This window comes from Streptomyces sp. NPDC048290 (assembly GCF_040652095.1).
In the GTDB taxonomy this organism is placed as follows: domain Bacteria; phylum Actinomycetota; class Actinomycetes; order Streptomycetales; family Streptomycetaceae; genus Streptomyces.
The window spans coordinates 153,095-172,878 of sequence record NZ_JBEZLM010000021.1 but is presented as its reverse complement, the minus strand read 5'-3'; the positions used below and the strand labels follow the sequence as shown (position 1 = coordinate 172,878).

18 protein-coding genes, 1 tRNA gene and 1 pseudogene are annotated in these 19,784 nt (G+C 69.0%); 13 read left to right on the top strand and 7 right to left on the bottom strand.

The genetic code is table 11. The annotated features are described in order from the left end of the window. Nucleotides 1-132 precede the first annotated feature (132 nt). Both AB0D49_RS30720 and AB0D49_RS30715 read right to left on the bottom strand, forming a co-directional pair. The gene (locus AB0D49_RS30720; protein ID WP_362763560.1) at nucleotides 133-1,209 is read right to left on the bottom strand and encodes an SPFH domain-containing protein; all 1,077 of its coding nucleotides are present in this window, start codon (nucleotides 1,207-1,209) and stop codon (nucleotides 133-135) included. Nucleotides 1,210-2,232: 1,023 nt separating this feature from the next. Then, nucleotides 2,233-3,663 (bottom strand): peptidoglycan-binding protein, encoded by a 1,431-nt coding sequence (locus AB0D49_RS30715; protein ID WP_362763526.1) that lies wholly within the window; start codon nucleotides 3,661-3,663, stop codon nucleotides 2,233-2,235. Nucleotides 3,664-3,861: 198 nt separating this feature from the next. Between AB0D49_RS30715 and AB0D49_RS30710 the strand changes: the two genes are divergently transcribed. The 3 genes from AB0D49_RS30710 to AB0D49_RS30700 all read left to right on the top strand — a co-directional run bounded on the left by AB0D49_RS30710 (nucleotide 3,862) and on the right by AB0D49_RS30700 (nucleotide 8,403). Then, nucleotides 3,862-3,935: transfer RNA gene (locus tag AB0D49_RS30710), tRNA-Lys, on the top strand. 428 nt (nucleotides 3,936-4,363) lie between these two features. Further along, nucleotides 4,364-6,466, top strand: a complete 2,103-nt coding sequence (locus AB0D49_RS30705) for a glycosyltransferase family 2 protein (RefSeq protein WP_362763523.1) — start codon at nucleotides 4,364-4,366, stop codon at nucleotides 6,464-6,466. After that, a complete protein-coding gene (locus AB0D49_RS30700) occupies nucleotides 6,463-8,403 on the top strand; it encodes a galactose oxidase-like domain-containing protein (RefSeq protein WP_362763520.1) in 1,941 nt (646 codons plus the stop codon). The genes AB0D49_RS30705 and AB0D49_RS30700 overlap by 4 nt, the downstream gene beginning before the upstream one ends. Nucleotides 8,404-8,501: 98 nt before the next feature. On the opposite strand, the gene AB0D49_RS30695 is transcribed toward AB0D49_RS30700, so the two are convergent. From AB0D49_RS30695 to AB0D49_RS30680, 4 genes and pseudogenes are all read right to left on the bottom strand, one after another. Continuing rightward, nucleotides 8,502-9,518 (bottom strand): glycoside hydrolase family 6 protein, encoded by a 1,017-nt coding sequence (locus tag AB0D49_RS30695; protein ID WP_362763517.1) that lies wholly within the window; start codon nucleotides 9,516-9,518, stop codon nucleotides 8,502-8,504. 150 nt (nucleotides 9,519-9,668) lie between these two features. Next, the gene (locus tag AB0D49_RS30690; protein ID WP_362763515.1) at nucleotides 9,669-10,340 is read right to left on the bottom strand and encodes a class F sortase; all 672 of its coding nucleotides are present in this window, start codon (nucleotides 10,338-10,340) and stop codon (nucleotides 9,669-9,671) included. A 13-nt stretch (nucleotides 10,341-10,353) separates the two neighbouring features. Continuing rightward, nucleotides 10,354-10,920, bottom strand: coding sequence for a hypothetical protein (locus AB0D49_RS30685; RefSeq protein WP_362763512.1), 567 nt, complete (start codon nucleotides 10,918-10,920; stop codon nucleotides 10,354-10,356). 127 nt (nucleotides 10,921-11,047) lie between these two features. Next, a pseudogene (locus AB0D49_RS30680) lies at nucleotides 11,048-11,356 on the bottom strand (HAD hydrolase-like protein); the annotation flags it as partial. Nucleotides 11,357-11,527: 171 nt separating this feature from the next. Here AB0D49_RS30680 and AB0D49_RS30675 point away from each other — a divergent pair. From AB0D49_RS30675 to AB0D49_RS30630, 10 genes are all read left to right on the top strand, one after another. Then, entirely contained in the window at nucleotides 11,528-11,770 is a 243-nt protein-coding gene (locus AB0D49_RS30675) for a hypothetical protein (protein WP_362763557.1), read from the top strand. Nucleotides 11,771-11,776: 6 nt separating this feature from the next. Continuing rightward, on the top strand, nucleotides 11,777-12,292 hold the full coding sequence (locus tag AB0D49_RS30670) for a DUF6879 family protein (protein ID WP_362763509.1): 516 nt from the start codon (nucleotides 11,777-11,779) through the stop codon (nucleotides 12,290-12,292). A 25-nt stretch (nucleotides 12,293-12,317) separates the two neighbouring features. Next, nucleotides 12,318-13,160: a helix-turn-helix transcriptional regulator gene (locus AB0D49_RS30665; RefSeq protein ID WP_362763506.1), complete on the top strand. Its 843-nt coding sequence runs from the start codon at nucleotides 12,318-12,320 to the stop codon at nucleotides 13,158-13,160. A 99-nt stretch (nucleotides 13,161-13,259) separates the two neighbouring features. After that, complete coding sequence (locus AB0D49_RS30660) at nucleotides 13,260-13,640, top strand: hypothetical protein (RefSeq protein ID WP_362763554.1); 381 nt, start codon at nucleotides 13,260-13,262, stop codon at nucleotides 13,638-13,640. Continuing rightward, nucleotides 13,637-14,065, top strand: a complete 429-nt coding sequence (locus AB0D49_RS30655; RefSeq protein ID WP_362763503.1) for an NUDIX hydrolase — start codon at nucleotides 13,637-13,639, stop codon at nucleotides 14,063-14,065. The genes AB0D49_RS30660 and AB0D49_RS30655 overlap by 4 nt, the downstream gene beginning before the upstream one ends. Before the next feature lie 2 nt (nucleotides 14,066-14,067). Beyond that, the gene (dapF, locus tag AB0D49_RS30650) at nucleotides 14,068-14,874 is read left to right on the top strand and encodes a diaminopimelate epimerase (protein WP_362763501.1); all 807 of its coding nucleotides are present in this window, start codon (nucleotides 14,068-14,070) and stop codon (nucleotides 14,872-14,874) included. Next, a complete protein-coding gene (locus AB0D49_RS30645) occupies nucleotides 14,871-15,956 on the top strand; it encodes an ATP-grasp domain-containing protein (RefSeq protein WP_362763498.1) in 1,086 nt (361 codons plus the stop codon). Before dapF ends, AB0D49_RS30645 begins: the two co-directional genes overlap by 4 nt. 19 nt (nucleotides 15,957-15,975) lie before the next feature. Further along, nucleotides 15,976-16,524: a C39 family peptidase gene (locus AB0D49_RS30640; protein WP_362763495.1), complete on the top strand. Its 549-nt coding sequence runs from the start codon at nucleotides 15,976-15,978 to the stop codon at nucleotides 16,522-16,524. After that, complete coding sequence (locus AB0D49_RS30635; protein ID WP_362763491.1) at nucleotides 16,521-16,892, top strand: UDP-N-acetylmuramoylalanyl-D-glutamate--2,6-diaminopimelate ligase; 372 nt, start codon at nucleotides 16,521-16,523, stop codon at nucleotides 16,890-16,892. The genes AB0D49_RS30640 and AB0D49_RS30635 overlap by 4 nt, the downstream gene beginning before the upstream one ends. A 338-nt stretch (nucleotides 16,893-17,230) precedes the next feature. Beyond that, complete coding sequence (locus AB0D49_RS30630; RefSeq protein WP_362763488.1) at nucleotides 17,231-18,010, top strand: HAD-IIA family hydrolase; 780 nt, start codon at nucleotides 17,231-17,233, stop codon at nucleotides 18,008-18,010. Between the two features lie 192 nt (nucleotides 18,011-18,202). On the opposite strand, the gene AB0D49_RS30625 is transcribed toward AB0D49_RS30630, so the two are convergent. After that, complete coding sequence (locus AB0D49_RS30625) at nucleotides 18,203-19,744, bottom strand: alkaline phosphatase family protein (RefSeq protein ID WP_362763485.1); 1,542 nt, start codon at nucleotides 19,742-19,744, stop codon at nucleotides 18,203-18,205. Nucleotides 19,745-19,784: the final 40 nt, after the last annotated feature.

Sequence of the window (19,784 nt, the reverse complement as noted above, 5' to 3'; positions counted from 1 at the left end):
AGTCCCGGGGGGGGAGTCCCGGGGGGGGGGAGTCCCGGGGGGGGGAGTCCCGGGGGGGGAGTCCCGGGGGGGGTGGCCGTGGGGGCTGACGGTGGGGTGATGGCGGTGGGGGGGATGAGCGCGGGGCGGCGGTCAGTGGACGGTGTCGCCCGCCCGGCCCGAGCAGAAGGCGACCGTCAGATCGCGGACGAGGACCTTGCGCTCGTAGTCGTCCAGTTCCACCAGTCCGCGCATGGTCAGCCGGGTGACGGTGTCCTCGACCGAGTCGACGACCGAGGTGAGCATGGTCGCCCGCTGCTGGGCGTCCAGCGCGGCGATCCGGCGGCGGTGCATCGCGGCGGCCAGTTCCGGGGCGTACTCCACCCGTACCGGCTGGACCGAGTAGACCTCAAGGCCCACCGCCGCCGCGTCCGCCGACACCAGCCGGGTCAGGGTCTCCCCCGCCACCGATGCCCGCGCGCTGCCCGGCATCTCCACCGGGACCCGGGCGAGCGCCGCCTCCACGCACTCCCGCAGATAGCCCTCGTGGTCCTCGACGCCCAGCACGGCCCGCGCGGTGTCCCGTACCCGCCACACCACCAGCACCACGACCCGCAGCGCGACCCCGCCGGGCTCGGCCGCGCAGAGCGGCTCGCTGCGCCAGTGGCGGAGCCGGACGTCCACCCGGCGGCGCAGCAGGAGGGGGTTCACCCACATCAGACCGGTACGGCGGACCGTCCCCCGGTAGCGGCCGAACAGACCCAGCACCCAGGCCCGCCCGGTGGAGCCGCGCGCCAGCCCGCCGAAGCCGAACAGTCCGAGCGCCCCCGCGCCCGCGTACGCCGCCCACTGCGCCGGGCCCAGTCCCGCCCCGGCGACGGCGGGAAGGCCGAGGGCGGCACCGGCCAGCGGGGACAGCACCCCGGCCCACCACGAGGTGGCGAGACACCCGGCCGTACCGCACAGTCCGGCCAGCACACCCACCGTGGCGGGCAGCACCCGCGCCGGACGCTCGACCAGCTCCGGGTCCACCTGCGCCCGCGGCTTCGCCGGAACGGGGCGCCGGGTACGGGGCTGCTCCCCGGTGCCCTGCCGCCGGTTCACCACGGCGGGCCGCAACGGCACGGGCTGGGGGTCGGGGTCGTCCCGGAAGAGGAGATGTACGGGGATCTCGGTGGTCGCCTCATTGTGAATGAGCCGGGCTCCTGGCCGGGAGGGAACGGCATCCAGGGGGGCCGGGGTGGGGCGGGCGCCGGGGGCGGGGCGGGGGGCCGGGGAGGGACGGGCGCCGGGGGTGGGGCGAGGGTCAGGGGAGGGACGGGCGCCGGGGGTGGGGCGAGCGCTCTGAGCGGGCGCGGCGTCCGGGGACGGGCGAGCGCCCGGAGCGGGCGGGACATCCGAGGGCAGGCGAGCGCCCTGAGGGGGCGGGACATCCGAGGGCAGGCGAGCGCCCTGAGCGGACGCGACATCTGGGGACGGGCAGGCGCCCTGAGCGGGCGCCGCGTCCAGGGACGGGCGAGCGCCCCCAGCGGACGGGACATCCGGGCACGGGCAGGCGCCCGCAGCGGACGGCACGTCCAGGGAGGGAGCGGCACAGGCGTCCGCGACGGGCGCCGCGCTCGCCGCCGTCACGCCAGCGCTCCCGGCCAGACCGGCGGCCGAGGCCAGGTCACCGTCCGAAGCGGATCCGGCATCCGTGGCGAGCCCCGCGCTCGCGCCCGGCCCGACACGCGCGGCAGAACCGGCGGCCGAATCCAGCCCGGCCTTCCCGGCAGGTCCGGCGCCCGCGGCGAGCAACGCGCTCACCGCCGGACCGGCACCCGAGGTCAGGGCGGCGCCCGACGCCGGACCGGCACCCGAGGCCGGACCAGCACCCGAGGCCAGACCGGCGCCCGAAGCCAGGGCGGCGTCGGAGGCGAGGGCGGCGTCGGAGGCCAGGCCAGCGCCCGAAGCCAGACCTGCGACCGAGGTTAGACCGGCGGCGGACGTCAGTCCCGCGCCCCAGGTCAGACCGGCATCCAAGGTCAGGGCGGTGTTCGAAGCCAGGCCCGGGTTCGGCGGCGAGCCGGCGCTCGCGCTGGGGCCCGTAGTCGTAGGCGGGTTGGCGGCCGGGGTCGGACCCAGGTTCGGGGTGACGTCGGGGTCGGGTGGGGTCGTGGGGTGCATGGGTGCCTCCAGCCTCCGCGCCAGATGCGTCATGACGATGGGGAAGACGGTGGGGAAGACGGTGGGGAAGGGGATGGGTGGGTGGGGTCAGAGGAACAGCCGGCGCCAGGTCTCCGGGCCCGGGTAGCCGTCCGCCGCCGCGCCGCGCCAGCCCTGGGCTCGCTGGAACGCCTCGACCGCGCGGCGGTCCGATTCGCCCCACGCCGGGCCGGGACCGGTCGTGTAGAACCGGGCGTACCCCTTCTTGACCAGCCGTTCTCCCAGCTGGGTGACGTAGGCGTTGGTCGCGCCGGGGCGGAACATCGAGCTGCCGGGATACCCGGGTGCCGTCGGCGGCTTCGAGTCCGGCAGCCTCGGTTTCGGCTTCGGATTCGGCTTCGGCTTCGGATTCGGTTTGGACGGGGCCGGTGGGCCCGCCGCCGCTGCCGCCGGGATGTTCTTGCCCTTGCCCGTCACCAGCAGCTCCCAGGTCTTCGGCCCGGGGATGCCGTCGGCCGAGGTGCCCGTCCAGCCCTGGGCCTGCTGGAACGCCTGGGTCGCCCGCTGGTCGGCGTCCGTCCAGACGGGTCCGGGCCCCGAGGTGTAGAACCGGCCGCCGCCCCGCTTGACCAGCATCTGGCCGAGCTGCGTGACGTACTTGTTGTTGGCGCCCGGACCGAAGTACCCCGCACCCGGGAAGGGAGTCGCGGCCGGGGCGGGGGCGGGAGTCGTCGGCTTCGGCTTCGGCGTCGCCACCACCGGTTCCTTTTCGCCGCCGCTGTTGTCCGTGCCCGTGCTCTCCGTCGCCACTCCCTTGTAGCGGTAGGGGACGTAACGGTCCGAATTCGACCAGTAGGCGTATGGCGTGGACTGCTTCCGGGCGTGCGGGCGGGTGGATTCGTACGCGGTGTAGTACGTGTGGGTGTAGTCCGTCCAGCCGCCGAAAATGACGACGTGCGAGCCTTTCTCGGGGTTCGCGGGATTGTGGAACAGCAGCATGTCGCCGGGCTGGAGTTCCTCCTTGGTGATTTTCACCCCGTACTGGTCCAGCGAGCCGGTCCATTCGTTGCCCGCCAGTTTCCAGGCCATCGAGACAAAGCCCGAGCAGTCCTGCCGGTATCCGTCGGTCCAGTACTCGGACATGCTGTACGGCACCTTCGCCGCCACCCAGGTCTTCGCCCGGTTGATGATCTCCGCGCGGGTGATCGAACCCGGCTTCGGGGTCGCCTGGGGCGCCGGGCGGCCTCCGGGCCCATGCAGCGGAGCCTTGCTGCCCTGGGGGGTGTCCGGCTCGTCACCTGCGGGAACGCCCGGCCGGCCGGGGACCTGGGGAGCCGCGACGGCCGGCAGGGCGGCCCCGGCGCCGAGCGCCGCCGACGCCGCGACGGCCACCACCACCGCCCGCTGGACCCCTCGCCCCGGGCCTTGGGGTACATACGCGGTACGCGGGGAGAACCCCGCGACGGGCCGCCACGAGCGGCAGCCGGGGCATTCGCAGCCGCTCACCGGCTCGATTTCCTCGAATACCGGAGGCTTCATGCGATTCCCCTCACATTTCTGCTCGACATCTCCGCACCTGTGCACGTGATCAGCTTTTCCCAACTGTCACCCGGGCGCGCATTCTGACGGTCCGAATGATGTACCCGGGCCGTCCGGGAGGGGTCCGGGGCGGTGCCGGGCGGGCGGCGGCGGTCCGGAGCACCCCCGGCGGTCCGGTAAAGTCGTCCGGGTCAGCACGCGCCGCTAGCTCAGTTGGTTAGAGCAGCTGACTCTTAATCAGCGGGTCCGGGGTTCGAGTCCCTGGCGGCGCACGACACGGCAGGTCTCCTCCATCCGGAGGGGGCCTGTTCGCTTTCTCCGACCACGCCCCTCGTACCACCGTCGGCGTCCGGCTCCACGCCCCCATCCCTTTCCTGTCGTATGACCGGTAAATACCGTGTATAGCGTCTTGCGATCATGCTGAACGCCGTAGAACCCTGGTCGGGAAGAGGCCGCGGATACGCGCCTGTTGGGGGACGAGAGCATCGGTGGCCGTGCGCGGCGGGGAGAGGGGCCCCGTTCCCGGACGGATGCCGAGGGGGGCATCATGCAACCGGCGGGCCGTTGTGCCATGTCTATAAAGTGTGGACGACGTGGTGACCGTGGCCCACCACTGACACGTCCGTGAAGGTCGAGGGGGACCGAGCGGGCGAATCGAACCGACAGACACGCGGGCGACCCGCGTGTGGGGGGATGACTCATGACGTCTAGGCCGACGGGTGCCCGGCAGGACTCCGACCCGTCCCAGACCACACAGCTCAGGGTGCCGTCGCACCGCACCGGCAACACCGGTGCCTTCCGCCGGATCAAGAAGACCCTGCCCAGATACGACTACGAGCACTACAGCCGGCTCGCGGGCCCCCTCACCCAGCCCGATCCGAACAAACCGTACAAGGTCCAGTACCGGTCCTTGATCTCCCAGGAGCCGCACCGCATACGGGTGGCCCTGATGCTGGCAGCGGCCCCCCTGCTGTCGCTGGTCCTGCTCGCCTGGCTGCTCCAGCCCGAGCACTGGACCGAACGTGACTACCCGGCCTACGACTTCCTGCCCGCGCTGGACATCGTGATGCTGGTCTCGATCGGTCTGATCGAGTTCTTCCGCTGTATGAACGTGCTGTCCAACGCGCACGCCACCCTCGTCGCCCGGGACCCGGTCCCGGTGGTGCCCGAGACCGGCACCCGGGTCGCCTTCCTCACCTCCTTCGTGCCCGGCAAGGAGCCGCTGGAGATGGTGACGAAGACCCTGGAGGCGGCCGTCAAGCTGCGCCACCGGGGTCTGATGCACGTCTGGCTGCTGGACGAGGGCGACGACCCGGATGTGAAGGAGGTGTGCGCCCGGCTCGGCGTCCACCACTTCTCCCGCAAGGGCGTCGCGAAGTGGAACCAGGCCAAGGGCCCGCACCGCGCCAAGACCAAGCACGGCAACTACAACGCGTGGCTGGAGGCGCACGGCGACGCCTACGACTTCTTCGCCTCCGTCGACACCGACCACGTGCCGCTGCCCAACTATCTGGAGCGGATGCTCGGCTTCTTCCGCGACCCGGACGTCGGCTTCGTCATCGGCCCGCAGGTCTACGGCAACTACGACTCCTTCGTCACCAAGGCCGCCGAGTCCCAGCAGTTCCTGTTCCACGCCCTGATCCAGCGGGCCGGGAACAAGTACGGGTCGCCGATGTTCGTCGGCACCTCCAACGCCGTACGGATCAAGGCGCTCAAGCAGATCGGCGGGCTGTACGACTCGATCACCGAGGACATGGCGACCGGGTTCGAGATCCACCGGGCGAAGAACCCGGCCACCGGCCGCAAGTGGCGCTCGGTCTACACCCCCGACGTGCTCGCGGTCGGCGAGGGCCCCAGCGCCTGGACCGACTTCTTCACCCAGCAGATGCGCTGGTCGCGCGGGACGTACGAGACGATCCTCAAGCAGTACTGGAAGGGCTGGTACTCGCTGCCGCCGAGCAAGCTCTTCAACTACACCATGATGATCATCTTCTATCCGATGTCCGCCCTGAACTGGATTCTGGCCGCGCTCAGCTGCGCCCTGTTCCTGGGTCTGGGCGCCTCGGGTGTGAACATCGACCCCGTGGTGTGGCTGATGCTCTACGGCAACGCCTCCGCGCTCCAGATCGGGCTGTACGTCTGGAACCGCCGCCACAACGTCTCCCCGCACGAGCCGGAGGGCTCCGGCGGGGTCGCGGGCATGGTGATGTCCGCGCTGTCCGCGCCGCTGTACGCCAAGGCGCTGATCGACTCGGCGCTGCGGCGCAAGAGCAAGTTCGTGGTGACGCCCAAGGGCGACTCGGCGAGCCCCGACCGCTGGTTCGGGACGTTCCGCTACCACTGGTACTTCATCCTGATCTTCGGTGGCTCGATCGGCGCCGGGTTCGCCTTCGGCCACGCCCACCCCGCGATGATCATCTGGGCGGTCTTCGCCATGCTGATCACCGCGACCCCGATCTTCGTGTGGCGCTGGTCGCTGCGCGAGGCGAAGAAGCGGCCCCCGGCGACGGGCGAGCCGCAGGACCCGGGGGCCGTCGGCGCCGCGGGTCAGCATCAGCAGTACCCGCCGCCGTTGCTACTGCCCACGGGGGCCCCTGGGGCCGGGCAGCAGCAGGGGGAGCACGGGGAGCACGGGGCTTCCGGTTCCGCCGGGGCCTCCGGGTTCCCGGCGCCGCACGCGCCGCAGCAGCGGCCCCAGTGGGCCGCCTCCGGTCAGCAGCCGGGCGGCGGACAGGGCCCGGCCGCGGGCAACGACCAGACCATGCAAATCGCCCTGGGTGGACTTGGGGGACGTAAGGAATGAACGACCGTGGAGGCCGCCGTCGCGCCCGTCGACTCGCGATAGGCACGGTGGTGGTACTCGCGCTGGCCGGGATGAACGGGCCGTGGCTCTACCGCTTCGGCTCGGAGAAATACCACCAGTACCAGATCAACCGACCCGAGTACAAAGCCGAGAACGGCAAGTGGGAGGTCGTCGAATTCCCCGACGAATACAAGCAGAACACCATCCACGCGGCCCTGCTGCGGACCGGGAAGGTGCTGCTGGTCGCCGGGTCGGGCAATGACCAGGACAACTTCGACGCGAAGAAGTTCGACACCCGGATCTGGGACCCGGTCAAGGGCACGATCAAGAAGGTGCCGACGCCCACCGACCTCTTCTGCACCGGGCACACCCAACTCGCCAACGGCAATCTGCTGATCGCCGGCGGCACCAAGCGGTACGAGAAGCTCAAGGGCGATGTCACCAAGGCCGGTGGCCTGATGGTCGTCCACAACGAGAACCCGGACAAGCCGATCACCCTGCCCGCGGGCACCAAGTTCACCGGCAAGGAGAACGGCAAGACCTTCGTCTCCAAGGACCCGGTGCTGGTGCCCCGCGCGAAGAAGGTCTTCGACCCGGTCACCGGTGAATTCCTGCGCAACGACCCCGGGCTCGGCCGTATCTATGTCGAGGCGCAGAAATCCGGCAGCAAGTACGAGACCGGCACCCAGGACAATTACCGGGTGCAGGGGCTGAGCGGGGCCGACACCCGCAACACCTATGGCATCGCGGAGAAACTCGCCCTGGACAAGAAGGACTTCCAGGGTATCCGGGACGCCTATGAGTTCGATCCGATCGCCGAGAAGTACATCAAGGTCGATCCGATGAACGAGGCCCGCTGGTATCCGACGCTCACCACACTGAGCGACGGAAAGGTGCTCAGTGTCTCCGGGCTCGACGACATCGGGCAGCTCGTCCCGGGCAAGAACGAGGTGTACGACCCCGAGGACCAGACCTGGACGTACACCGAGGAGGAGCGGCAGTTCCCGACCTATCCCGCGCTGTTCCTGATGCAGAACGGGAAGATCTTCTACTCGGGGGCCAACGCCGGGTACGGGCCGGACGACGTGGGGCGCGACCCCGGTGTCTGGGACCTGGACAGCAACAAGTTCACCAAGGTGCCCGGCATGAGCGACGCGAACATGCTGGAGACCGCCAACAGTGTGCTGCTGCCTCCGGCCCAGGACGAGAAGTACATGGTCATCGGCGGTGGTGGGGTCGGTGAGTCACAGCTGTCCAGCGAGAAGACCCGGATCGCCGATCTGAAGGCGGACAAGCCCAAGTTCGTGGACGGGCCGTCGCTGGAGAAGGGGACGCGCTATCCGATGGCGTCCGTGCTGCCGAACGACACCGTGCTCATCTCGGGTGGTTCCGAGGACTATCGGGGGCGCGGCGACTCCAACATTCTCCAGGCCCATCTGTACGACGCCGAGTCCAACTCGATGGAGCGGGTCGCCGATCCGCTGGTGGGGCGGAACTACCACTCCGGGTCGATTCTGCTGCCGGACGGGCGGGTGATGTTCTTCGGGTCCGACTCCCTCTACGCGGACAAGGCGAACACGAAGCCGGGGGAGTTCGAGCAGCGGATCGAGATCTATACGCCGCCGTATCTCTTCCAAGGGGCGGCCCAGCCGTCGTTGTCCGGGGGACCGGACACGATCGAGCGGGGGGAGTCGGGGACGTTCACCTCGCGGGATGCGGCTTCGCTGAAGAACGCGCGGTTGATTCGACCGAGTGCGTCCACGCATGTGACGGATGTGGATCAACGGTCCATCGCGTTGGACATGGAGGTGTCCGGGGACGAGGTGACGGTCACTGTGCCGGAGTCTCGGAATTTGGTGCAGGCTGGGTGGTACATGTTGTTCGTTACGGATGACCAAGGGACGCCCAGTAAGGCTCAGTGGGTTCGGGTTCCGTAGCGGTATGCAATGACGCTCCCGCAGCATTGTTCTTATGCTGCGGGAGCGTTGTGGTACTTCGCGCAGTTCCTCCCCCAGAGGGGGTACCCCCAGCGCCCCTATCGGGGCGCTGTTGCCTCTGCGAGTTTTTTGGCGTACTCAGGCCACCACTCGCCCGCCTTGGGGCCGCCCTTGCATTCGCCGTCTGATTCTCCTGGGCGTTTTACCCAGACGTAGGCGTCTACCAAAGGGTCGGCCGTCTTTGTGGTGGGGGTTTCTCCCAGGGCGCGGCCCGGGGGGTTGCACCAGCGTTCGTTCGGGTCGCCCTCGGTGTACGGGCCGTTGCCGTTGCGGCTGGTGTCGATGACGAACGGCTTGTCGCCCGTCTTGGCGGAGAGTTCCTTGCCGTAGGCGATGGAGTCGTCGGTGGAGTAGAAGTTCGAGACATTCACCGAGAAGCCGTCGGCCTGGGCGATTCCGGCCCGGTTCAGGGGGTCGAAGATCTGGTCGGGGTGGCCCCAGCCCGCGTTGCCCGCGTCCAGGTAGACCTTGGTGGCGGGGAGGGCGCCGAGCTTGTCGATGGCGTAGTTGAGGAGGTCGTAGCGCTCCTCGTGGAACTTGCCGGGGGTGCAGCCGTCGACCAGGTGCAGGACCGCGTCCGGTTCGAGGATGACCATCGCCTCGCGGGACTCGATGCCCGCCGCCACGCCGTCGATGAAGGAGCGGTAGGCGTTGCCGTCGGCCGCGCCGCCGCCCGAGTACTGGCCGCAGTCGCGGTGCGGGATGTTGTAGAGGACCAACAGGGCCGTGCGGTCGGCCTCGGCCGCCGCCTCGGTGAAGCCCCGGGCCTGGTCCTCCGGGTTCTCCGGGCTGATCCACTCCCCCGTCGGGTAGGCGGCGATCTTGCGGATCTCGTCCGCCTCGCCCTGCTTGCCGTCCTTCTCGTAGGCGGCTACCTGGTCCGCCGCGTTGCTGTCCGGGTTGACCCAGAACGGGTCCGCGCCCTTGGGCTGCTGGGTGATCCCGGCGCCCGGCTCGTCTGCGTCGTCCCCCGACGAACAGCCCGCGATCAGCAGTGCCGCGCCCAGTGCCGCCACGGGCGCGCGCAACCGGCCCGCCCCCCTCCTGCCGTACATCCAACTCCCCCTTGGGTGCACTCGTCCAAGAGGCTCAATCCTGACATACGTCCCGGCTCGCCCACGAGGCCGCCCTCGGGGCTGTCCCGGAGCTGTTACAGCGGGCCAGGGGCGGGTCGGCGGAGTCCGACGGGCCCGGTTCCAAGTCGGTCAGGTGGCTGGTTCCGTGCCGGTCAGGTACGCGGAGACGACGACGTTCGCGGTGTAGCTGCGGGTGGTGCGGTCGAAGGTGCCGCCGCAGGTGATCAGGCGGAGTTCGGCGCGGCCCGACTCGCGGGGGCCGTACGCCTGCTGGGCGTCGAAGCCGTCGCGGGTGAGGACCTGGACGTCGTCGACGGTGAACTCGGCGATCCGGCCGTCGGCGCGGGCCACCCGGAGGTGTTCGCCCGGTCTGAGGGTGCTGACCTTGTAGAAGACGGCGGGGCGGGTCTCGGTGTCGACATGGCCGACGAGCAGGGCGGTGCCCGCGGCGCCGGGTGCGGCACCGGCCGCGTACCAGCCGACGGTGCCGGGCTGGTCGTAGGGCGGGGGGTCGATGGCACCGGCGGGGTCGAGGCCGCGGGCGACGACGGGGGCGTGGACTCCTATGCCGGGGATGTCCAGGCGGCGGGGGTCGGCGCCGGTGAGCGGGTGGGCCGGTGGGGGGAGGTCGGCGGTGGCGGGGCGGCCCACGGCAGCCACATCGCCGGTGGTGGGGACGGATATGCCCTGGTGTATGCCGGTGACCTGACGGCCCCACAGCCACAGTCCGAGCAGCAGCAGGACCCAGGCCACGCCGGTCAGCAGCCGGCCGGTGCCGGCGGTTGGTTCACGGTCGGACATGGTCGGGGCCGCCTCAGGGGGTACGGCGGCTCTTGCGGGCGCCGCGCAGTATGACGGCGACCGCGGCGGCTCCCGCCAGCAGCAGTCCGGTGAGGGCGTGGGCGGTGCCGGGGCCTTCCTTCGCGGCCTGCTCGTCACTGGCGAGGCGGGCGGAGGTGCCGCCGCCGCCCGCGTGGACCGGGGCGGTGGGGGAGGCGGCGGCCGAGGGTGCGGAGGGCCGGTCGGCGGGGTCGGTTTCGGCGACGCGGATGTTGCCGTTCGCGGTGCGGTCGCCGCAGGTGATCCGGACGGCGTACGCGCCCACCTTCAGCGCGGTGCGGATCCGGGTCTCGCCGGTGAGGGTGCCGTCCGAGCCGGTGAGCCTGGCCTCGGAGACGAAGGCGGCGGACACGGCGGTGGCGGACGTGACCTGGCAGCCGGTGACCCGTAGGGCGATGTCGCCGCCGGGCACCGGGGACGAGGGGCTGACCGAGACGGTGCCGCCGGAGCCGTCCGCCGCGGACGCGGGTGGGGCCAGGGTCAGGACGGTCAGGAATCCGGCACAGAGGCCGGTGCGGAGAGTGACGCGCAGAGAACCCATCGTGAACCTCCAGACATCTGGAGACTCCCCCGCATGGCCGGACCACGCATCCTGAAGCGGGGTCCGGCTGCTCCGTACGGGTTGTCCGCGCGGTGCGGGAGGTTTCGGGCGCCGCCGCGCGGGCCGGTCAGATCAGGTCGACCAGGTCCGCGATGGAGTCCACCACCTGCGAGGGGCGGTAGGGGAAGTCCTCGATCCGGGCGTGCGCGGTCAGCCCGGTCAGCACGAGGAAAGTACGCATCCCGGCCTCGATCCCGGCGAGGACGTCGGTGTCCATCCGGTCGCCGATCATCGCGCTGGTCTCGGAGTGGGCGCCGATGGCGTTGAGGCCGGTGCGCATCATCAGGGGGTTGGGCTTGCCCGCGAAGTAGGGCTGCTTGCCGGTGGCCTTGGTGATCAGCGCGGCCACCGCGCCGGTCGCGGGGAGGGGGCCCTCGGCGGGCGCGTGATCGAGGAATGACGGCCCCCAGGTCACTCCCCCTACGGGCCCGGACGCTTAGAGGGTAGCCACGCGATCCTGGCAAGTATGGGCAAGCTCCTCGCCTCCCCCGTGACGGCGAGGGCAAGCTCTGGCATGGGAAACATCACCGGCGCCAAGGAGGGCATCATGGCTCTGCGTTTACTCGGCAAGGACCCCAACAGCCCTGACGGCCATTCGCCCACCATCTACCTGGACGACGAGACGGACAGGTACCTCGTTCAGGGGTTCAATGTCGTTGACGAGGAACGGCTGCGACAGTTGAACCTGCCCCCGCACGAGGGAGTGGTCGAGATTCCGCGCTACATGGCGCAGTTCTTCCTGCCGGACGACAGGGAGCCTGCTCCCGAGGACACCGAGAACGGGAAGTGAGGAAAGTTGTCCAGCTCTCCCACGTTCAAGGAGCTGTTCCGGGACTGCCGGCGGACCGCAGTCCACCTGGAAGCCCGGGACGCCTACAGCAAGACGGACTCCGCATTCGTCGACTGGAAGGCAGGAAAGTCCATCGATCCCGCAGAACGCTGGGGCGCCTGGCACGCGATCGTCTCGGAGGCGGTCTCGCGAGGAGCCGAGGTGCGGCGAGCCCGGATCGTCTCGACACCCGTGAGTGAGTACATCCGTTTCGAGCACGAGGTGACCGAGGGGCTCAACATCGCGGCGGGCGAGCAGGTGCGGTGGCTCCCTCGGCGAAGCGCTTCGGATCTGCTCCTTCCGGGGAACGACTTCTGGCTGTTCGACTCCCGGCTGCTGTACCTGAACCACTTCGACGGAGAAGGCGAGCCGACGGAGCCCGAGATCACCGAGATTTCAGAGGCCGACGCCAAGATCTACGAGACGGCCTTCGACGCGGTCTGGAACAGGGCGATACCACACACCCAGTTCGAAGCGCGCTGAGCTGGCGCGTAGTACCGTCACGCCAATGGAATCGGCATCTTCGAGTGCGCAGGAAGCACGCAAGGCGCTCGGGAAACGGCTCGCGGAGATCCGGGTCACGGCCGGACTCACCAAGCGAGCCCTTTCCGAGTCCTTGGGCTGGCACGAATCAAAGGCATCGCGCTTCGAGCACGGCAAACGTGCCCCCACGGAGCGCGACCTTCGTGATTGGTGCCGCGCTTGCGGCGCGGACAGCGAAGCCGATGATCTAGTCACGACCGCCCGCGGTATCGAGGGCATGTACGTCGAGTGGCAAAAGATGGAGGGCAAAGGACTGGAGTGGGCTCAGAAGTCCGCCCTCCCTCTTTGGGATCGCACTCAGCACTTCCGCTTCTATTCGCCGTGGCTCATTCCGGGGCCGATTCAAACGGCCTCCTACATCAAGGCGTTGCTGACCTCCATCCGTGACCATCGTGTTCTGATCGACGATGTCGACGCGGCTGTCGAGGTCCGCCTTGAGAAGCAGAAGATCGTCTACACTCCGCGCACCTTCGTGATCACCCTGGAAGAGAGCGCCCTCTACAACCGTATCGGCGGTACCGAGGTAATGGCGGGTCAGCTCGGTTACTTGCTGAGCGCGATGGCCTTGCCCACAGTGAGCATCGGAATCATCCCCCGGGACATCGACCGCCCGCTCATGCCGGTCGAGGGCTTCTTCATGTTCGACGACCACACCGTCAAAGTCGAACTCGTCTCGGCTCACCTTACGGTCGTCCAGAAGCACGAACTTGCCATGTATGCCAGGACGTTCGGTGAACTGCACGGACTTGCCGTCCACGGTGGCGCAGCGCGTGAAATCATCACGACTGCCATCGAATCTCTGGGGTGAATGTCTGGCAAGTACGGGCACACTCCTGGAGCCCTCACTCCCTGCCCTCCTAGTTTTATGGCACGGCTACGGCGTGCTCCGGAGGGGCCAGTGATGACGATGGCAAGTGTGGGCAAGGAAACGGGATTGGCAGACCAGTCCGCGGACCCCGACGACCCGGTGTGCGTCGCTGAGATCGTCTCGCTGACCGACACGGTTCTCGGATTCCGTCTCGGCACGACGACCCGCCAGCAGATGAATCTCTACTTGCCGCGACTTGCCAACGAGCTGAATGTCCTCCTCGACGCAGACCTCGGCGCCCAGGAGGACCGCGAAGTACGGGAAATTGTCCGGAGGGCACGGAGTCTGGTCGAACTACCGAACCGGCCGACCTCCGAGACACCGACGTTCAAACTGTTCATCCATCTCCGCGACATCGCCAATCTGTCTCGTCGGCTGCTGTGGATCTACACCGTCCGGAACGACCTGGATGTGCCGTGATCGGCGAAGACCAGATCGTGCGGGAACTGTCGCGCTACCTGGCCAAGTATCCGGCGGACCAAGCCGCCTTGATGCCGCTCTACGACACCGCCATTGATCACTCTCGACGCCGAGCCTGCGCCCATGAACAGCGCTGTCCTCTCGTCACGGCGGGGGCCGTCGTGGACGAGCAGGCGCGCGTCCTCTGCTTGCGAAACGGTGGCAGATACGCGCTCGCCGAAACCGAGCTGGAGGACGAGGACGACACCCTTGGCGGCGCCGCCCTGCGCCCGCTGGCCGAACAGATCGGCGTCCGGAACATGCGGACGCACCCGGACCTACAGAGTGCCTTCCTTGTCGACGTGACCGGGCCGGGGCAGCACGGCTACGGGCCCCGCCTTCGCGTCGGCTTCCGCTTTACACCCTTCACCGCCGCGAGGAGCTAGACATGCGCTTTCGCAAGATCCACGGAGCTGGGAACGACTTTGTTCTCATCACCGACCCGGAGTCGCGGGACACCTCGGTCTGGGCCGAACTGGCGGAACGCCTCTGCACCAGGCAGACCGGCGTCGGTGCGGATGGCCTCGTGTTCAGCCACCCTTCCGACGAGGACCCCGAGGTGCTCGAAGTCACCTACTTCAACTCGAACGGCCTGCTGGCCACCATGTGCGGGAACGCCCTGCGCTGTGCAGCCTGGGCGGCGCACGACGACAGCCGCGGGGCGAAGAAGGAGATGAAGCTCCGCATGGCAGGCGTCATGCATGAGGCGATCGTTGACGCGGACTCCGTTTGGGTCACGGCGGAGGTGAATGCGATCGAACTACGGCGCTTACAGATCGTCGTCAACGGACAGCCCACGTGGTTCGACAGCGTGCACACCGGAACCGAACATGTCGTGGCCATCGTGAGCGACGTCGCCGCCGTCGAGGCGGAGGCCGTCGGCCGCATCGTCCGGCACCACCATCGCGTGGCCCCTCTCGGCACCAATGTGAACTTCGTCCAGCACCTCGGCGATCAAGCCCTCAAAGTCCGCACCTACGAGCGCGGTGTCGAGGCGGAGACGCTCTCCTGCGGCAGCGGCGCAGTGGCAGCCGTGGTCGTCGCCACTGTGCGCGGCCTCGTCGCCAAGCGGGCCGTCACAGTCCACAACGAGTCCGGGGACCCGCTCGTCGTCCGACCGCACACGCACCGTCCCCACCGGGCCGCATGGCTTGGCGGTCCGGTCACCCACACATTCTCGGGAGTGATCGCATGACCCTCTTCCTCAGCCCCAGTTCCCAGCTCGCGGTGCAGAAGGCTGCCGAGGACCTGCGTGACTGGGGAAGGAGCCGGCCGGGCCTGGGCGTCGCTCTCATCTACGGGCCCCTGTCGGCCGAGGACCGGCTCTACCAGTCGCAGTGCCCGGTCGAGCAGCTCTCCGTGACCGCCCTGGGCGAGGCGCTCGACGACATCGGCGCACACGGGAAAGTACTGGACCCCACAGAGCCCCACTTCATCCTGGACCTGAACACGTACGACGTGGTCCTCTCGAATATCCATGGTCCTTACGGCGAGGACGGCCGGTTGCAGGGCCTGCTCGACTATCTCCGCAAGCCCTACTGCGGGAGCGGCGTCGCGGCGTCGGCGGTGTGTGCCGACAAGATCCTCTGCAAGCGGGTGGCGGTGACTCTCGGCGTGCGAACCCCTGCGTGGCGCGGCTGGTCCGGCGGTCCGGCGAACTGGAACGGCCGTCCCGTCATGGTCAAGCCTTCGTTCGGCGGGTCCAGCCTCGGCATGAGCCTCGTACGCGAGCCTGCCGAGTTGCCTCGCGCGCTGGCCGAAGCCGCCAACGATGACGGCAACGAGGTCCTCATCGAGGACTACGTGATCGGCACCCCCGTGACCGTGGGCCTGCTGGAGTTGCCCGGTGACACGGTCATGGTGTTCCCGCCGCTGACCACCGAGGCGAACGAGGCCGAGTTCTATGACGCGGACACGAAGCTCGACGTGGACTCCAAGGGCACTGTCACCGTCCGGGCCGCAGAGCTGGAACCCGTTGCTCTGAACCGGATCAGCAGGGATGCCCGAACGCTGTGGGAGGGACTCGGGCTCCGCGGCTCGGCCCGCATCGACTTCATCGTCACCGAGGAAGGCGACGCGTACGTGCTGGAGGTGAACACCACGCCGGGCATGTCCCGGGACAGCAACTTCGCGGTCGGAGCGGCGATGGTCGGGTTCACGCACACGGATGTCGTGCTGGCGATGCTGCACGAGGCCCTGACCCGGCCGCCGTACGATGTGCCCCTGCCCGCTCCCGTGTTCTCCGTGCCCACAGCGACGCGGGAGGCTGCCGCCTAGCAGGTAGGAGCCTGCCACTGTGCCGCGCGTCCACGATGTCCCCCTGTGCCGCCAGCTCATCGACCCCGCCGAATGGGATCTACACGGCGGATGGGCACTGGGAGACCGGATCGAGTGGTCCAATCGGGCGTGCGGTCTGGCATCGCTCCGGGCGATCCTTCTCGCCTACGGGCGCGAGGCTCCCACTGTGACCGAACTCCTCAAGCTCGCCGTCAAGCACGAGGTGCTGACCCCGCATGGAGCCCTTCACGCGGGCGTCGCGCGCCTGTCGTCCGACCTCGGCGTACCGTCCACCGCTGAGCCGGTGTCGGCAGAAGACTTGCCCGGCCACTTGGACAAAGCTCCCCTCATCGCCTCCGTGACCGAGAAGTTTCCCGAGGACGGTCGTCAGGGCGGGCACCTGGTCATCCTTCGCGGCTACGAAGAGGGCCCCGACCCGACGATCCTCTTCCGAGATCCTTCAAGTTGGGGCCAGACCCACGATCGCGTTCCCCTGAGCCGCCTGGCCCACTCCTACACCGGTCGCGCAATCACCTTCACTTCCCTGCACAACGGAGGCCCTCTATGACTGAGGTGGTGGCCACCACCGACACGGCGGTGAGAGCCGAGGGCGGGCGGACCATCGCCGTACTCGGCGAGATGCTCGAACTGGGGAGTGAGGCCGTGGAGGCTCACCGTCAGGTCGGCCGGATGGCTGGGGAGCTGGGTGTCGATATCGTCATCGGTGTCGGTGGGGACATGGTGAAGCAACTCGTCCTCAGCGCGGGTGCCACCGGTGTCGAACATCTTGCGCTGGTCGCCGACAACGAGACCGCCGCCGCCTTCCTCGAAAAGATCCTCCAGCCAGGCGACAAGGTACTCGTCAAGGCGTCACGGGGCGGAATGCTCTGGCAGGTCGCGCAGCGGCTCACCGGGAACCCGGTCACTGGCTTCTGAGGCGCACCGAGAGTATCCGGGGAAAGCCTCCGCCTCTTGTTCCTGAACCGCGGTCAACCCCGGGGCAGGCTGTCCGAACGCAACAGCCGGCACGGCGTCCGCACTCGGGGCCCTGCCCGTGGCCGAGTCGCTCAGGGTTTCGCCCATCAGGCTGTCCGTGGTCCTGGTGACGATGGCGGAAATCCCGCTCACAACCGGCATCGTGATCTCCGTCGTGATGGTCACCCCTGCCAGGTCTCGGTTGGCACCGTGACCCGGGCTCTGGGTGTGCGGCGTCCCGTAGGCTGGCGTCGCAGATCAGACGGCATGGAGAACACAGGGCCGAAGGGTTGGAGATCATGACCGAGCGCAGGCCGATCGACGCGTGGCTGACCGACATGGACGGCGTCCTCGTCCAAGAGGGCGTGCCGATCCCCGGGGCCGACGCGTTCCTCAAGAAGCTCCGGGACTCGGGCAAGCCGTTCCTCGTGCTGACGAACAACTCGATCTACACCCCGCGAGACCTCAAGCGGCGCCTGGATCTCATGGGCTTGGACGTGCCTGTGGAGAACATCTGGACCTCGGCCCTCGCCACCGCCGAGTTCGTCGACTCGCAGCGGCCCAACGGGACCGCGTACGTCATCGGAGAGGCGGGGCTCACCACCGCCCTGCATGAGGTCGGCTACACCATGTCCGACGTCGACCCCGACTACATCATCTTGGGCGAGACGAGGGTGTACTCGTTCGAGGCCATGACCAAGGCCGTCCGGCTGATCAACGCGGGAGCCAAGTTCATCTGCACCAACCCCGACGAGACCGGGCCGTCGGCGGAGGGTCCGCTCCCCGCGACCGGTTCGGTCGCCGCCTTGATCGCGAAAGCGACCGGCAAGGAGCCGTACTTCATCGGCAAGCCGAACCCGCTGATGATGCGGGCCGGGCTGAACAAGATCGGCGCTCACTCGGAGGCAGCCGCGATGATCGGCGACCGGATGGACACCGACGTACTCGCCGGGCTGGAGTCCGGCTTGGAGACGTTCCTCGTCATGACCGGCCTGAGCGACCGCGAGAGCATCAACCAGTACCCCTACAGGCCGACCCACGTCGTCGATTCGATCGCCGACCTCGTCGACCGGATCTGATATCGCCCGTAGCAACACAGAGGGCCCTCCCGCTGGCGTGGGAGGGCCCTCCGCGATGGCGAACCTTACGTTCATCTCTCGTCACCATTGGCGACAAAACGCAGGTCAGCGCCATATGTGTATGGGTTGTGCGGGGCTCGCCAAGCACCACATGGTCCTGATCGGTACGTCGTACCGACGCCCCCAGCGTAATCAGGAAGTGCTGATCTTCACCCCGTCGATCACCCAGTACCAGTTGTTGGCGCCGGTGTAGCGGAAGCGGAAGCTGACCGTGGAGGACCCGGTGGGGACCGGGACGGTCAGGGACTGGGGCTGGGAGATGACGTCGGCGGTGTAGGAGTGGACGGCGGTGGGGGTGGCGCCGTTGAAGGAGGCCAGGATCTGGGCGGTCTGGGCGCCTTCCTGGCGGTAGAAGGTGGTGAAGTCGAGGCGGACGGCGGTGGCGGCGGTGATGTCGTGGGCGGGGGTGACCAAGGTGGAGTCGTACGGGCCCGAGAAGGTCTTGTCGGACCATTCGTCGGAGTCGGCGACCGCGAAGACGCCCCGGGCGCGGACGTTCAGCTCGCGGGACTGGTCGCGCTGGCTGCGGGACCAGAACTCGTCGGTGGCGAAGGACCAGCCGCGCCACTCGGTGACCCCGCCGGTGCCCATCGCACTGTTGATCACCGACCAGCCGGGGGGCGGGGTGTGGGTGAAGCCGAGGACGGAGGCGGGGATGCCGGTCTCGTCGACCCGGGGGGAGAGGGCGCCCGCCAGGGTGTCGAAGGGGTCGGTGGAGCGTTCCTGGAGCGGTTTGCCGTCCAGGCCCCAGGCCGGGTCGACGGGGATGCCGAGCTGGTGGAGGGCGGTGGGGACGACGTCCACCAGGCGGGTGTCGATCGGGCGGGCGCCCGCCGCTATGCCGGGGCCGGTGGCGAGGACGAAGGTGCGGCGCTCCTCGATCGCCGAGCCGCCGTGGCCGCCCGCGTCCAGATGGCCGTGGTCGGTGGCGACGATCACGGTCCAGCGTTCCGTGGCGTAGGTGGGGCGGGCCTGGATCGCGGCTCTGAGGCGGCCGAGGTAGGCGTCCTGGACGGCGATCTGGTTCAGGTACGCCTGGCTGGCGGCGCCGGAGTTGTGGCCGACGATGTCGGACTGGCCGAAGTAGACGAACAGGACGTCCGGGTTCTGGTCGCGCAGGATCGACTCGGTGTCGGCGGCGATGGTGGCGTCGTGCGCCGGGTAGCCGTCGGCGTCGCCGTCCAGGACCAGCTTGGCGTCGGCGCCCGGGGTGACCGTGCCCTGGGTGTCCAGGGGCTTCCAGTCGACGGCGGCGTAGGTGGACAGGGCGGGGCGGAGCTGGGCGAGGCGGGCCAGGAGGCCGGGGTAGCGGGTGTAGTTCTTGCCGGTGAAGGTGTTGTCCTTGACGCCGTGCTTGTCGGGCCAGACGCCGGTGGCGATGGTGGACCAGCCGGGGCCGGAGGATGTGGCGGCCATCGGGCCCGCGTACAGGAGCGAGGTGCCGTAGGTGCCCTCGCGCATCATCGCCTTCAGGTGCGGGGCGTCGGCGGCGTCGATGCGGTCGTGGCGCAGGCCGTCCATGCCGATGATCAGCACCTTGTCCTTGCTGGTGCCGTTCGGGAGGGTCGGGGCGGCGGCGTGCGCGGCGGGGATGGTGGCGGCGGGGAGGGTGAGGGCGGCTGCGGTGGTCGCGGTGGCGGAGAGGACGGTACGGCGGGTCGGGTGGGACGTCACGTGATCCTCCTGGCGGGGGTTGGCGGGGGTTGCTGGAGCG